This is a genomic window from Burkholderia cepacia ATCC 25416 (assembly GCF_001411495.1).
Classification (GTDB): Bacteria; Pseudomonadota; Gammaproteobacteria; order Burkholderiales; family Burkholderiaceae; genus Burkholderia; species Burkholderia cepacia.
The window spans coordinates 3,408,360-3,421,692 of the sequence record NZ_CP012981.1 but is presented as its reverse complement, the minus strand read 5'-3'; the positions used below and the strand labels follow the sequence as shown (position 1 = coordinate 3,421,692).

Below are 13,333 nucleotides of genomic sequence, written 5' to 3'. Positions count from 1 at the left end.
TTCGGAGTGGGTGCGGCAACGCAAACGGGAAGGGCAAGGGGGCGCGGCCTGGCCAGGCCGCGCCGCGGCGCTTACACGCCCTGTTTGAGGCTCGCGCTGATGAAGTCGTCGAGGTCGCCGTCGAGGACGGCTCTCGTGTTGCTCATTTCGACGTTCGTGCGCAGGTCCTTCACGCGGCTCTGGTCGAGCACGTACGAGCGGATCTGATGGCCCCAGCCCACATCGGTCTTGCTCGATTCGAGCTTGTCCTGTTCGGCCTGACGCTTGCGCATCTCGACTTCGTACAGGCGCGACTTCAGCATTGCCATCGCTTCGGCGCGGTTGCGGTGCTGCGAGCGGTCGTTCTGGCACTGCACGACGATACCGGTCGGCATGTGCGTGATCCGCACCGCGGAGTCGGTCTTGTTGATGTGCTGGCCGCCCGCGCCCGATGCGCGGTACGTGTCGATGCGCAGGTCGGCCGGGTTGATCTCGACTTCGATCGAGTCGTCGATTTCCGGATAGACGAACACCGACGAGAACGACGTGTGGCGGCCGCCCGACGAGTCGAACGGCGACTTGCGCACGAGGCGGTGGATGCCCGTTTCGGTGCGCAGGAAACCGTATGCGTATTCGCCCGAGACCTTGACCGTCGCGTTCTTGATGCCGGCGACGTCGCCGTCGGACTCTTCGAGCACTTCGGCCTTGAAGCCCTTGCGTTCGCAGTAGCGCAGGTACTGGCGCAGCAGCATCGATGCCCAGTCGCACGCCTCGGTGCCGCCGGCGCCGGCCTGGATGTCGATGAAGCAGTTGTTCGGGTCGGCCGGGTTCGAGAACATCCGGCGGAACTCGATGTCGCCGACGCGTGCCTCGAGTTTCGCGGCGTCTTCTTCCGACGCGATGAGGGTGTCTTCGTCGCCTTCCTCGCGGGCCAGCTCGAACAGGTCGAGCGCGTCGCGCAGGTCGCCGTCAAGCGCGGTGAGCGTCGTGACGACGCCCTCGAGCAGCTTCTTCTCGCGACCGAGCGCCTGGGCGTTCTTCGAATCGTTCCAGACGTTCGGGTCTTCGAGTTCCTTGTTGACTTCGGTCAGACGCGCAGCTTTTGCGTCGTAGTCAAAGATACCCCCGGAGCTCGCCCGCGCGATTGCGCAGGTCGAGCAGGGAGCTTTCGATCGCGTTGAGACGTTCCGCTTCCATGATCGCTCGCTATTCTTGCTTCGTAAAAAAGCGGAATTATAGCCGATCGGCAGGGTTGCCCGGTGACGCAAACGGTGCTCGCGCGTGCACCGCGGCCCCGTCCGGCGCGGCGCGCATGCATCGGCGGGCGCTCAGCCGGCCGCGTGTTCGACGATCAGCTGGACGCGCGTGACGCCGTTCCACGTGTCGGCGACGAGCCGGTACGCGACCAGCGCGCTTTCCGGCAGGGGTTCCGTGTGGTTGAACCAGATCGCGTTGAAGCGCTGGCGGCCGCGTGCAAGCTGCAGTTTCAGGTGCTTTTCCTTCACGAGCGACTGGGACACGACGTCGAATTCGCCCGAGAAAAGCGGGGCCGGAAAACCTTGCCCCCAGACGGCCTCGTCGAGCAGCCCGACGAACTGCGGCGTGAAGTAGGCGTCCTCGAGTTCGCCGTCGGTCTCGATCACGCGGGCGAGCGCGTCGTCGGACAGCCATTCGCGCGCGACCGCCTCGAACGCGGCGGCGAAGCGCGGCACGTTCTCGGTGTCGAGCGTGAGGCCGGCCGCCATCGCGTGGCCGCCGAACGCGACGATCAGGTCCGGTTCGCGTTTCGACACGAGGTCGAGTGCGTCGCGCAGGTGGAAGCCGGCGATCGACCGGCCCGAGCCCTTGACCCGCTTGCCTTCGTCGTCCGCGTGCGCAAACGTGAACGACGGGCGGTGGAATTTTTCCTTGAGCCGCCCGGCGACGATGCCGATCACGCCCTGGTGCCACTCGGGGTTGAAGAGGGTGATCGTGCACGCGTCGGCCGGGTCGACGTCGGCGAGATCGGCGAGCGCCTGCTGCTGCATGCCGGCCTCGATCTCGCGGCGCTCGCGGTTCATCACGTCGAGCTGCTGCGCCAGGTCCCATGCGCGGCCGATGTCGTCGGTGATCAGGCACTCGATGCCGAGCGACATGTCGGAGAGCCGCCCGGCGGCGTTCAGGCGCGGGCCGAGGCCGAAACCGAGGTCGAAGCCCGATGCCGTGCGCGCTTCGCGCGCGGCGGCGCGGAACAGCGCGGCGACGCCCGGTTGCATGCGGCCGTTGCGGATGCGCTGCAGCCCTTGCGCGACGAGCACGCGGTTGTTGCCGTCGAGCCGCACGACGTCGGCGACGGTGCCGAGCGCGACGAGGTCGAGCAGGCCGTCGAGGCGCGGCTCGGCTTCCTTGCTCGCAAAGGCGCCGCGGCGGCGCAGCTCGGCGCGCAGCGCGAGCAGCACGTAGAACATCACGCCGACGCCGGCGAGGTGCTTGCTCGGGAACGCGCAGCCCGGCTGGTTCGGGTTGACGATCGCGCGTGCGGCGGGCAGTGCGTCGCCGGGCAGGTGGTGATCGGTCACGAGCACGTCGATGCCGCGCGCGTTCGCCGCTTCGACGCCCGCGACGCTCGCGATCCCGTTGTCGACGGTGATCAGCAGGTCGGGCTTGCGCGCGGCGGCGAGTTCGACGATCTCGGGCGTGAGGCCGTAGCCGTATTCGAAGCGGTTCGGCACCAGGTAGTCGATCTGCGCGCCGAACATCCGCAGGCCGCGCACCGCGACCGCGCAAGCGGTCGCGCCGTCGCAGTCGTAGTCGGCGACGACGAGCAGGCGCCGCTTGTCGGCGATCGCGTCGGCGAGCAGCGACGCCGCATCGGCGCAGCCTTTCAGCTCGGTGGGCGGGACGAGCCGCGCAAGCGCGGTCTCGATGTCGGCGGGGGACTGCACGCCGCGCGACGCGTACAGGCGCGCGAGCACGGGATGCAGGCCGTGGCGCGCGAGCGCTTCGGCGTCGGCGGGCGCGACGGGGCGGGTAACGATCCGGGTCATACGGGGTGTGCTTGTTATTCGAACAGGGAGGCCAGCGCGCGGCGGCGCCAGAACTTGCGCAGGTCTGAGCGCGTCGCACGCAGCGTCACGGAACTCGTGTCGCCGCACAGCGTGAAATCGACGCCCGCCAGCTCGCCGTTCCGCAGCGCGGCGAGGGCCGGCGCGAACCAGTCGCGCTCGAGCGCGGCGAGTCCGTCGTGCCAGCGCGCCCAGTCCTGCTCGATGAACGGGGTGGTCAGCGCCGGCAGTTCGACGAGCGTCGCGCCGCCGGCAGCGGGCAGTGCACCGAATGCGGCGGGCACGCCCGAGGCGTCGATCCGCGCGGCGCGCGCAAGGCCGAGCGCCGCGGGCGATGCGGACAGCACGCGCGCGAACGGCTGGCCGACCGGTTTCAGCGTGCCCTGCGCATGGAACCAGATCGAGTTGACGGCCGGCAGCCCGCGCGCTTCGCGCGCTTCGTTGACCGGGTGCTGGAACCAGGCCATCTGCACTTCGTTCTGCAGCTTCATCCACATCCGCGAGCGTTCGCCCGTATGCGCCTCGTGCGGCAGCCAGATTTCGATGTTGCGGCCGCTCGCGCGCAGCGGCGCGGCGCCGGCGAGCCGGGCGAGCTGCTCGCTCGACAGGTACCAGCGTGACGGGTTCGGCGCTTCGAGCCGTACGCCGAGCTCCTCGATCAGCGGCCGGGCGACCGCGAGCAGCGCGGCCGCGTCGCCGTCGTCGAGCGCAAGGGCCGCCGGATCGACGAGCACCAGGTGATCGTGCGCGATTTCGACGTGGACGGGCTCGACGCAGGCCCAGGCCCGGGCGCCCGGATCGCCGCCGTCCGCCAGCAGCATGTAGGGCGCGAGCGGCGCCTCGTCGGCGGCGTTGCCCTGGGTCGCGCCGAACTGGCGGGCCAGCCAGCGCTCGTGCGGCAGCGTGCGCTGGAAGTCCTCGCCGGCCACGCGCTCGACGAGGCTCGCGCGTGCGAGCAACTTTTCGAGCGCGGGGCTGTCCAGCGTGTGCAGGGACGAGGCCGCATCGGCCGCCGACGGCAGCGCGAACGGAACGAGAAAATGGAGGCGTCGGTCGTGCATGATGGTGCGCATTGTATGGCAAACTGCGCGCGTGATCGGGCCGGCTGACGGCCCGTTCGCGTCCGGCGGCCGTTTTTCGACCGTGCCCGGGCCGGTGGCCGCCACCGGGCGGCGGTCCGGCCGCGGGGCGCCTCCCCGCCGTAACCAGCAGAAAGGATTCGCTTGAAACTTCCGTACGAATGGCAGATCGGCTGGCGCTACACGCGCGCCGGCAAACGCACGACCGGTAACGGCTTCATTTCCTTCATCGCGCTCGTGTCGATGCTCGGGATCGCGCTCGGTGTCGCGGCACTGATCGTCGTGCTGTCGGTGATGAACGGCTTCCAGAAGGAAGTGCGCGACCGCATGCTGTCGGTGCTCGCGCACGTCGAGGTGTTCTCGCCGACGGGCTCGATGCCCGACTGGCAGCTGACCGCGCAGGAAGCGCGCCGCAATCCGTCGGTGATCGGCGCGGCGCCATATGTCGACGCGCAGGCGCTGCTCACTCGCCAGGACGCGGTGAGCGGCGTGATGCTGCGCGGTGTCGAGCCGACGCTCGAGCCGCAGGTGTCGGATATCGGCAAGGACATGAAGGCCGGCCAGCTCGCCGCGCTCGTGCCGGGCCAGTTCGGCATCGTGCTCGGCGACGCGCTTGCCGGCAACCTCGGCGTGACGGTCGGCGACAAGGTGACGCTCGTCGCGCCGGAGGGTTCGATCACGCCGGCCGGCATGATGCCGCGGCTGAAGCAGTTCACGGTCGTCGGCGTGTTCGAGTCCGGGCACTACGAATACGACAGCACGCTCGCGATGATCAACATCCGCGATGCCGAGGCGCTGTTCCGGATGGCCGCGCCGACCGGTGTGCGGCTGCGGCTGAAGGACATGCAGAAGGCGCCGGACGTGGCGGTCGAGCTGTCGCATACGCTGTCGGGCAGCCTGTACATCCGCGACTGGACCCAGCAGAACAAGACGTGGTTCTCGGCCGTGCAGATCGAGAAGCGGATGATGTTCATCATCCTCACGCTGATCATCGCGGTGGCCGCGTTCAACCTCGTGTCGTCGCTCGTGATGACGGTGACCAACAAGCAGGCCGACATCGCGATCCTGCGCACGCTCGGCGCGCAGCCGGGGTCGATCATGAAGATCTTCGTCGTGCAGGGCGTGACGATCGGCTTCGTCGGCACGGCGTCGGGCGTCGCGCTCGGCTGCCTGATCGCATGGAGCATCCCGTGGCTGATCCCGATGATCGAGCACCTGTTCGGTGTGCAGTTCCTGCCGCCGTCGGTGTACTTCATCAGCGAGCTGCCGTCGGAACTCGTCGCGAGCGACGTGATCCGGATCGGGCTGATCGCGTTCGCGCTGTCGGCTGTCGCGACGCTCTATCCGAGCTGGCGCGGGGCGAAGGTGAAGCCGGCGGAGGCCCTTCGCTATGAATGATCGCGCGACCGCATTCGCGGATTCACGACAACACAACACACAGGATTCGGCAGGTATGCAGGAATACGTGCTTCAGGCGCGCGGGATCACGAAGGCGTTCGTACAGGGCGGCTTCAACGTGCAGGTGCTCGACAATACCGAGCTGACGGTGCGGCGCGGCGAGAAGCTTGCGGTCGTCGGCGCGTCGGGCTCCGGCAAGAGCACGCTGCTGCACGTGCTGGGCGGGCTCGACGAGCCGAGCGCGGGCGAGGTGTCGCTGCTCGGCAAGCCGTTCACGCAGCTCGCCGAGCGCGAGCGCAACGAATTGCGCAACCGTGCGCTCGGTTTCGTCTACCAGTTCCATCACCTGCTGCCCGAGTTCACCGCGCTCGACAACGTCGCGATGCCGCTGCGCATCCGCCGGATGACGACCGAGGCCGCGCGTGCCGAGGCCCAGGCGATGCTCGAACGCGTCGGTCTCGGGCCGCGGGCGAAGCATCGGCCGGGCGAGCTGTCGGGTGGCGAGCGGCAGCGCGTCGCGATCGCGCGCGCGCTGGTCACGAAGCCCGCGTGCGTGCTCGCCGACGAGCCGACCGGCAACCTCGACGGCACGACGGCAGATACGGTGTTCAATCTGATGCTCGAATTGTCGGAAACGCTCGAAACGAGCTTCGTGATCGTCACGCACGATCCCGATCTCGCCGCGCGCTGCGACCGCATCATGCGGCTGCGCGACGGCGTGCTGCACGAGGAGCCGGCGTTGCCGGTGTAAGTGAACGCCGCTGGCCGGCTGTCGGGTTCGTCCCGGCGCGGCGCCAGCGTGCTGGAACATCGCCATGTGGATCGATACGCACTGCCATCTCGATGCCGCCGAGTTCGACGCCGACCGCGACGCGGTCGTACAGGCGGCGCACGCGGCCGGCGTGTCGCGCATCGTGATCCCGAGCGTCGGGCGCGACAACTTCACGACGGTGCGCGAGCTTGCGCACCGCACGCCGGGCGCGGTCTATGCGCTCGGCATCCATCCGATGTATACGCCGCGCGCACGCGACGAGGATCTCGACCTGTTGCGCATGGAAATCGAGGCGAGCCTCGACGATCCGCGCTTCGTCGCGATCGGCGAGATCGGACTCGACTATTTCGTGCAGGGGCTCGACGACGCGCGGCAGCAGTTCTTCTACCAGGGGCAGCTGAAGCTTGCGCGCGAATTCGACCTGCCCGTGCTGTGTCACGTGCGCAAGTCGCAGGACCGCGTACTGGCCGGGCTGCGCCGCTTCGGCGTGCGGCGCGGCATCGCGCATGCGTTCAACGGCAGTTTTCAGCAGGCCGAAGCGTATCTCGCGCACGGGCTGCATCTCGGCTTCGGCGGCAACGTGACGTTCACGCGGGCGCTGCAGATCCGCCGGCTCGCGACGCAGTTGCCGCTCGAGGCGATCGTCGTCGAGACGGATGCGCCCGACATCGCGCCCGAATGGGCATACAAATCCCGCAACACGCCCGACCAGGTGCCGCGCATCGGCGACGTGCTCGCCGAACTGCGCGGGATCGACACCGGCGCGCTCTCCCTATGCACTTCGGCTAACGCGCTCGCCGCGCTGCCGCGACTCGCCCTTTCGTCCGCATAATCGTTGCCGGAAGGCGCCGTATTCGCAATGGCGGCGCCGGATCGACGAGGAGGGACGATGCGCGTGTGGTGGATCGCGTTCGCGCTCGGCGTGGTCGTACTGCAGCGGCAGGCGACGCTGCCGGGTGCGTTCGCATGGACGATCGGTGCGACCGTGCTCGCGGGCTGCGTGGTCCTGGGCGCGTGGTGCATGCGCCGCCGGCGTATGCGCATGACCGTCGCGTTCGGATGGATGCTTTGCGCGCTCGCGGCCAGCGTCGCCGGATTCGGCTACGCGGCCGCGCGGGCCGAATGGCGGCTGGGCGACAGCCTGCCCGTCGAGTGGGAAGGGCGCGACATCGTCGTCACCGGTGTGATCCGGGGGCTGCCCGTGGTCGACGACACAGGTGCGCGGCTGCTGTTCGCGGTCGAGTCGAACGATGCGGGGCTGGCCCGTTTCCCGCCGTTGATCCGTCTGTCGTGGCGCGCGTATGACGCGGCCGCGACGCGCGACGCGCTGCCCGATCTGCGCGCCGCGCAGCGCTGGCGTTTCGTCGTGCGCCTGAAGCGCCCGCATGCGGAGGCCAATCCCGGCGTGCGCGACAGCGAGGCGGCCTGGCTTGCCGCGGGCATTCGCGCCGTCGGTTATGTCAGCGCGCCCCGGCGGGCGGTATTGCTCGATGCGCGCGCGTCGGGATGGCGTGCATCGATCGATCGGCTGCGCGACGTGCTGCGCTCGCGCATCGGCGAGACGCTTGGCGGCGACGCCGGCCATCGCGGCATCGTCGCCGCGCTCGCGATCGGCGACCAGTCGGGCATCGGCGACGACGACTGGCGCGTGCTGCGCAACACGGGCACGAGCCACCTCGTCGCGATCTCCGGCCTGCATGTCGGGCTCGTCGGCGCGATCGCGGGCGGGCTCGTGTCGATGGTCTGGCGTCGCCTGCGCTGGCGCGCCCGGGCCGCGACGCTCGTATTGCCGGCGCCGTACGCGGCCGCGCTCGCCGCGCTGACGGCCGCGGCCGGTTATGCGGCGCTCGCCGGCTTCAACGTGCCGGCGCAGCGCGCATGGTGGATGATCGCGGCCGGCGGCATTGCGTATCTGGCCGGGCGCAGCGTGCCGGCTTCCGCGGTGCTGTGCGCGTCGCTCGGCGGCGTACTGCTTGCCGATCCGTGGGCCGTGCTGTCGGCCGGGTTCTGGCTGTCGTTCGGGGCGGTCGCCGTGATCCTGCTGGCGGTTTCCGGCTGGCGCGCCGTGCGCGAGGCCGATGCGCAAGGCGATGGGGGTGAGGAGGGTGGCGGCACCGCTGGCTTGTCGAACCGGGCGCGCGCGTGGGGTGCACGCGCCGGGCGCCGCATCGCCGAGGCCACGCGCGTGCAGTACGCGGTGACGATCGGCCTCGCGCCGCTGACGGCCGCCTGGTTTGCGCAGATATCGCTGTCGGGCCCGTTCGGCAATGCGTTCGCGATTCCCTGGGTCAGCTCGGTCGTGACGCCGGTCGTGCTGGCCGGCATCGCGCTGCCGGCGCCGTTCGACGCCTATGCGTTCCGGCTTGCGCACGCGGCACTCGAACCGATGATGACGTTGCTGGGATACCTCGCCGACTGGCCGGCCGGCGTGTTCTGGTTGCGCATGCCCGACTGGCCGGTGCTGGCGCTGGCCTGCGCGGGCGTCGCATGGGCGCTGATGCCGCGCGGCTGGCCGCTGCGCTGGGCTGCGCCGCTCACGTGGCTGCCGCTCGTCGCGCCGGCAGCCGATGCGCCGCCGCCGGGCGGTTTCCGGCTGACCGTGCTCGACGTCGGGCAGGGTGCGTCGGTGCTGGTGGAGACCGCCCGACGGACCTTGCTGTTCGACGCGGGACCGGGCGCGGAGTCGACGCATGCCGGTGCGCGGATCGTCGCGCCGGCATTGCGCTCACGAGGCATCGCGGTGGTCGATTCGCTCGTGCTCAGTCACGCGCATGCCGATCACGCGGGCGGCGCGCCGGCCGTCTATGCGGCTGCCGACGTGCGCCAGCTGCTGGCGGGCATTCCGCCGACGAGCGGGCTGTGGCGCGATGCGATGGCCGCCGGCGTTGCCGACCGGCTGCCGTGCGCGGCCGGGCAGCGCTGGACCTGGGACGGCGTGGTGTTCACGATGCTCTGGCCGTCGGGCGGTCCGGGCGCGGGTTCGTCGAACGGGCAGTCGTGCGTGCTGCGCATCGACGCGGGCGGGACGTCCGCGCTGCTGACGGGCGACATCGAAGCGCCCGTCGAGCGCCAGCTCGTGGGCACGGCGCGCGACACGCTGGCCGCGCAGATCCTGGTCGTTCCGCACCACGGCAGCCGCACGTCGTCGGTCGAGCCTTTCCTCGATTCGGTCGGGCCGCGCGTCGCGGTATTTCCTGTAGGCTATCGCAATCGTTTCGGACATCCGCACCGGGCGGTTCTCGCACGTTACGAGGGGCGCGGGATTCCGCTGCCGCGCACCGATCGCGACGGCGCCGTGCGGTTCGACGTCGCGCCGGCCGACGGCGGGTTTGCCTTCGAGCTTCATCGCGACGTTCGGCGGCGATACTGGATGGATCGGTGAGCGCGGCAAGGGCCGCGTCAATTCCGGTCGACAAGGGAGACATCGGCGTTTGAAGGACATCCTCCATTTCTCGCATGCGAACGGCTTTCCGGCGTCGACGTACCGCACGATCTTCGCCGAACTGGCCGACGACTACGAGCTGCGCTACATCGAACGGATCGGCCACGACCGCCGCTATCCGGTGACGCGCGACTGGCCGCATCTCGTCGAGCAACTGCTTGACGACATCGGCAGCCGCTACGAGCGTCCCGTCTGGCTCGTCGGCCATTCGCTCGGCGGCTACCTGTCGCTGATGGCTGCGCTGAAGAAGCCTCAATGGGTGCGCGGCGTCGTGATGATCGATTCGCCGATCATCGCGGGCTGGCGCGCCGGCGCATTGCGTGCGAGCCAGTGGGCGGGGCTCGACGAGCGGCTGTCGCCGGCGGCCGCGACGCGTAACCGGCGCACGCGCTGGGTGAGCCGTGACGAAGTCTGGCGGCACTTTCGTGAGAAACCGGCGTTCGCCCGCTGGGACGAACGGATGCTGGCCGACTACATCGACTACGGGATTCCGCAGGCCGGGGCCGACGGCGAGCGGGTGCTCGCGTTCGACCGGCAGGTCGAATACCTGATCTACCGGACGCTGCCGCACACGCTCGGCCCGAGGCTCGCGCACGGCGCGCCGGTGCCGCTCGGTTTTCTCGCCGGCACGCGTTCGCGCGAGGTGCGCCAGGTCGGGCTCGATGCGACGCGCCGCGCGGCGCGCGGCCGCGTCGAATGGCTGGAAGGCAGCCACCTGTTCCCGATGGAGCGGCCGCTCGAGACCGCCCGCGCATTGCAGCGGATGCTGAATTCGCTGAAGGCGGCCGAGGGCGAAGTGTCGCAGGGCGGCGCCCCGCTCGCGAAGCGCGCCTGACGCCGGGCCGGGTGACCGGGCCGCGCCGCCTGTGCGTGCGGCTGCGCCGGCCGGCGGGGGGCTTCGCCCCGGCGCCCACGGCTGGTGCGGGGTGGCGCGAAAGGGCGCGATCATCGAGTCAATTGCTGAGAGAAGGGCGGGCTTTACGGTATAATCCGTTTTTCCCGCGAGCATTCAGCGATGACCAAATATGTTTTCGTCACCGGCGGCGTAGTTTCTTCCCTCGGCAAGGGTATTGCCGCCGCCTCCCTCGCCGCGATCCTCGAATCGCGCGGTCTGAAAGTCACCCTCCTCAAACTCGATCCCTACATCAACGTCGACCCCGGCACGATGAGCCCGTTCCAGCACGGCGAAGTGTTCGTGACGGAAGACGGAGCGGAGACCGACCTCGACCTCGGCCACTATGAGCGCTTCATCAGCACGAAGATGCGCAAGGCCAACAACTTCACGACCGGCCAGATCTACGAATCGGTGATCCGCAAGGAACGCCGCGGCGACTATCTCGGCAAGACCGTGCAGGTGATTCCGCACATCACGAACGAAATCCAGGCGTTCATCGAGCGCGGGGCGGCATCGGCCACCTGCGGCGAGCCGGATGTCGCGATCGTCGAGATCGGCGGCACGGTCGGCGACATCGAATCGCTGCCGTTCCTTGAAGCCGCGCGCCAGATGAGCCTGCGCCTCGGCCGCAACAGCGCGTGCTTCGTGCACCTGACGCTGGTGCCGTACGTCGCGACGGCCGGCGAGCTGAAGACGAAGCCGACCCAGCACAGCGTGCAGAAGCTGCGCGAGATCGGCATCCTGCCGCACGTGCTGCTGTGCCGTGCGGACCGCCGCATTCCGGACGACGAATCGAAGAAGATCTCGATGTTCTCGAACGTGCCGGAAGACGCCGTGATCTCGGTGTGGGACGCCGACAGCATCTACAAGATTCCGCAGATGCTGCACGACCAGGGCCTCGACCGGATCATCTGCGAGGAACTGAAGCTGTCGCCGAAGGACGCCGACCTGAGCATGTGGTCGGAACTCGTCGAGAAGCTCGAGAACCCGAAGCACGAAGTGACGATCGGCATGGTCGGCAAGTACGTCGACCTGACCGAGTCGTACAAGTCGCTGATCGAGGCGCTGCGCCACGCATCGCTGCACACGTCGACCAAGGTCAACATCGAATACATCGACTCGGAAGAGATCGAGTCGAACGGTGTCGACAGCCTGAAGCACCTCGACGCCGTGCTGGTGCCGGGCGGTTTCGGCCGTCGCGGCACGGAAGGCAAGATCGCGGCGATCCGCTATGCGCGTGAAGCCAAGGTGCCGTATCTCGGCATCTGCCTCGGCATGCAGCTCGCGGTGATCGAATTCGCACGCGACGTCGTCGGCCTGAAGCAGGCGAACAGCACGGAATTCGAGCCGGACACGCCGGAACGCGTGGTCGCGCTGATCACCGAGTGGTATGACCGCGACGGCAAGGTCGAGACGCGCACCGAGGAATCCGACCTCGGCGGCACGATGCGCCTCGGTTCGCAGCGCTGCCCGATCAAGCCCGGCACGATGGCCGAGGAAATCTATGGCAAGGACGTGAACGAACGCCATCGCCACCGTTATGAAGTCAATAACCGCTTCGTGCCCCAGCTCGAAGCCGGCGGCCTTATCATCAGCGCCCGTACCCCGAGCGAGGATCTGCCGGAAATGATGGAGCTGCCGCGTTCGATGCACCCGTGGTTCGTCGGCGTCCAGTTCCACCCGGAATTCACGTCCACGCCGCGTGACGGTCATCCCCTCTTCAAGTCGTTCGTCGAAGCCGCGCTCGCCAACAAGCAAGCGCGCGGAGTGCAGGCATGAAGCTGTGCGATTTCGAGGTCGGTCTCGACAAGCCTTTCTTCCTGATCGCGGGTACCTGCGTCGTCGAGTCGGAGCAAATGACGATCGACACGGCAGGCCGCCTGAAGGAAATCTGCGCGAAGCTGAACGTTCCGTTCATCTACAAGTCGTCCTACGACAAGGCGAACCGCAGTTCGGGCAAGTCGTTTCGTGGCCTCGGAATGGACGAGGGCCTACGGATCCTGTCCGAGGTGAAGCGCCAGCTCGGCCTGCCGGTGCTGACCGACGTGCATTCGATCGACGAGATCGAGCAGGTCGCGTCGGTCGTCGACGTGCTGCAGACGCCCGCGTTCCTGTGCCGCCAGACCGATTTCATCCAGGCGTGCGCGCGCTCGGGCAAGCCCGTCAACATCAAGAAGGGCCAGTTCCTCGCGCCGCACGACATGAAGAACGTGATCGACAAGGCGCGCGACGCCGCACGTGAAGCGGGGCTGTCGGAAGACCGCTTCATGGCGTGCGAGCGCGGTGTCTCGTTCGGCTACAACAATCTCGTGTCGGACATGCGTTCGCTCGCGATCATGCGCGAGACGAGCGCCCCGGTCGTGTTCGACGCGACCCACTCGGTGCAGTTGCCGGGCGGGCAGGGCACGAGCTCGGGCGGCCAGCGCGAATTCGTGCCGGTGCTTGCCCGTGCGGCAGTCGCGACGGGCGTCGCGGGCCTCTTCATGGAAACGCACCCGAATCCGGCCGAGGCAAAATCGGACGGCCCGAACGCGGTGCCGCTGAACCGGATGAGCGCGCTGCTGGAGACCCTCGTCACGCTCGACCAGGCGGTGAAGCGCCACCCGTTCCTGGAAAACGATTTCAATTAAAGATCGAATGAACCTTGCGACGGTTTCGCGCGTCAGTAGCGAAAGCGGTTCGGGCGCGCGCGCCGTCGCAGTTTGAAGAATCCATCGTCATTCT

The 13,333-nt window shown here is 68.7% G+C and carries 10 protein-coding genes; 7 read left to right on the top strand and 3 right to left on the bottom strand.

What is annotated here, in order from left to right; genetic code table 11:
- Positions 1-71 precede the first annotated feature (71 nt).
- The 3 genes from prfB to APZ15_RS15820 all read right to left on the bottom strand — a co-directional run bounded on the left by prfB (position 72) and on the right by APZ15_RS15820 (position 4,084).
- Positions 72-1,176, bottom strand: a protein-coding gene (gene prfB / locus APZ15_RS39340; RefSeq protein ID WP_099318679.1) for a peptide chain release factor 2 whose coding sequence is annotated in 2 segments (ribosomal slippage) — positions 72-1,094 and positions 1,096-1,176 — 1,104 coding nt in all. Because the reading frame shifts where the segments join, the coding sequence is not laid out codon by codon here.
- A 131-nt stretch (positions 1,177-1,307) separates the two neighbouring features.
- Positions 1,308-3,005, bottom strand: a complete 1,698-nt coding sequence (gene recJ, locus APZ15_RS15825; RefSeq protein WP_027786972.1) for a single-stranded-DNA-specific exonuclease RecJ — start codon at positions 3,003-3,005, stop codon at positions 1,308-1,310.
- A gap of 14 nt (positions 3,006-3,019) precedes the next feature.
- Positions 3,020-4,084, bottom strand: coding sequence for a hypothetical protein (locus APZ15_RS15820; RefSeq protein ID WP_027786973.1), 1,065 nt, complete (start codon positions 4,082-4,084; stop codon positions 3,020-3,022).
- A gap of 162 nt (positions 4,085-4,246) precedes the next feature.
- On the opposite strand from APZ15_RS15820, the gene APZ15_RS15815 reads away from it, so the two are divergent.
- From APZ15_RS15815 to kdsA, 7 genes are all read left to right on the top strand, one after another.
- Positions 4,247-5,500 carry a lipoprotein-releasing ABC transporter permease subunit gene (locus APZ15_RS15815; protein ID WP_021157682.1) on the top strand — a complete coding sequence of 418 codons (1,254 nt, stop codon included), beginning with the start codon at positions 4,247-4,249 and terminating at the stop codon, positions 5,498-5,500.
- Positions 5,493-6,251, top strand: a complete 759-nt coding sequence (gene lolD / locus APZ15_RS15810) for a lipoprotein-releasing ABC transporter ATP-binding protein LolD (RefSeq protein ID WP_027786974.1) — start codon at positions 5,493-5,495, stop codon at positions 6,249-6,251. The genes APZ15_RS15815 and lolD overlap by 8 nt, the downstream gene beginning before the upstream one ends.
- 64 nt (positions 6,252-6,315) lie before the next feature.
- Positions 6,316-7,104, top strand: coding sequence for a TatD family hydrolase (locus APZ15_RS15805; RefSeq protein WP_027786975.1), 789 nt, complete (start codon positions 6,316-6,318; stop codon positions 7,102-7,104).
- A gap of 57 nt (positions 7,105-7,161) precedes the next feature.
- Positions 7,162-9,654: a DNA internalization-related competence protein ComEC/Rec2 gene (locus tag APZ15_RS15800; RefSeq protein WP_027786976.1), complete on the top strand. Its 2,493-nt coding sequence runs from the start codon at positions 7,162-7,164 to the stop codon at positions 9,652-9,654.
- 49 nt (positions 9,655-9,703) lie between these two features.
- Positions 9,704-10,549, top strand: a complete 846-nt coding sequence (locus APZ15_RS15795) for an alpha/beta fold hydrolase (RefSeq protein WP_027786977.1) — start codon at positions 9,704-9,706, stop codon at positions 10,547-10,549.
- Positions 10,550-10,729: 180 nt separating this feature from the next.
- Entirely contained in the window at positions 10,730-12,388 is a 1,659-nt protein-coding gene (locus APZ15_RS15790; RefSeq protein WP_021157687.1) for a CTP synthase, read from the top strand.
- Entirely contained in the window at positions 12,385-13,239 is an 855-nt protein-coding gene (gene kdsA, locus APZ15_RS15785) for a 3-deoxy-8-phosphooctulonate synthase (protein ID WP_021157688.1), read from the top strand. Before APZ15_RS15790 ends, kdsA begins: the two co-directional genes overlap by 4 nt.
- Positions 13,240-13,333: the final 94 nt, after the last annotated feature.

Bases quoted from the DNA above. Each gene is read 5' to 3' on its own strand.
- recJ (WP_027786972.1), bottom strand. From the start codon at position 3,005: ATGACCCGGATCGTTACCCGCCCCGTCGCGCCCGCCGACGCCGAAGCG.
- APZ15_RS15820 (WP_027786973.1), bottom strand. From the start codon at position 4,084: ATGCACGACCGACGCCTCCATTTTCTCGTTCCGTTCGCGCTGCCGTCG.
- lolD (WP_027786974.1), top strand. From the start codon at position 5,493: ATGAATGATCGCGCGACCGCATTCGCGGATTCACGACAACACAACACA.
- APZ15_RS15805 (WP_027786975.1), top strand. From the start codon at position 6,316: ATGTGGATCGATACGCACTGCCATCTCGATGCCGCCGAGTTCGACGCC.
- APZ15_RS15800 (WP_027786976.1), top strand. From the start codon at position 7,162: ATGCGCGTGTGGTGGATCGCGTTCGCGCTCGGCGTGGTCGTACTGCAG.
- APZ15_RS15790 (WP_021157687.1), top strand. From the start codon at position 10,730: ATGACCAAATATGTTTTCGTCACCGGCGGCGTAGTTTCTTCCCTCGGC.
- kdsA (WP_021157688.1), top strand. From the start codon at position 12,385: ATGAAGCTGTGCGATTTCGAGGTCGGTCTCGACAAGCCTTTCTTCCTG.